We start from the raw sequence: 829 nt of genomic DNA on the forward strand, positions 1-829 counted from the left end.
GTGGAACCCACACCTGCCACCACATACAGCAGCATAAACATCCCTCGGTCTTCGCGCCCGGCCAGCAGGCCCCCGGCCGAGCCCGCCACACCCCACATCAGCAGTGCGCCCAGGCCGGTGGCGACGCCCAGCCAGTTGGCCCAGTCGGTGGCGTTGACTTCGGGATGGCGCTTGAGCCAGGCGGAGTTGAGAATGGCGAAAGCCGTCCAGCAGACCAGCGAGGCCGTCACGAAGAGCATGCCGCGCCAGAAATGCGCGGCCGTGCCCTGCCCGGCTTCTTGCGTGGATCCCATCATGAGCGCGAGCCCGGCCAGCGTAAGCGCCAGCCCCGGCAGCAGAGCTGCCCAGCGCAGACCCTGCGGCTTGCCCAGCAGCATGATCCAGATCGGGATGGTGCCGATCACCAGCGAAGGCACTTCAGTACCCGCATCGCGTATGGCCAGCACCAGCAGCAGGTAGTAGCCGCTGAACCCGAGGATGCTCATGACCAGGGCAGCCCAGGCTTGCCGCAGCGTGGGCAGGCGGCGACTGCGCCACCCCGCCAGCATCACCAGCGAAGCGACCACGCCGTACACCGCAAAGCGTCCAGCTGTCAGGTCAATCGATGAATAGCCGCCCACCCCCATGTCGAGCATGCGCGGCGCCACAAACACCAGACCCCACAGCGCGCCCGCCGCAAGCCCTGCCAGAATGCCCGTCAGCATCCTCAGGCGGTATGCGCTGTGGCTACCAGGCGCAGACCCAGCAGCCCCATGGCACCGGCGGCGGTGCGGTCCACCGCGGCCTTGCTGCGCAGGTATGCGGCGCGCGGCACAGCTGAGGACAGCAC

Annotated in this window: 1 protein-coding gene; it reads right to left on the reverse strand. The window is 68.2% G+C overall.

Translation table 11 applies throughout. The annotated features are described in order from the left end of the window. The coding region (locus AC1D0Z_RS23195; RefSeq protein ID WP_477660479.1) for an EamA family transporter at nucleotides 1–704 on the reverse strand (704 nt) is incomplete at its 3' end. Between the last annotated feature and the right edge of the window lie 125 nt (nucleotides 705–829).

The sequence above is a fragment of the Polaromonas sp. P1_E3 genome (assembly GCF_056405935.1).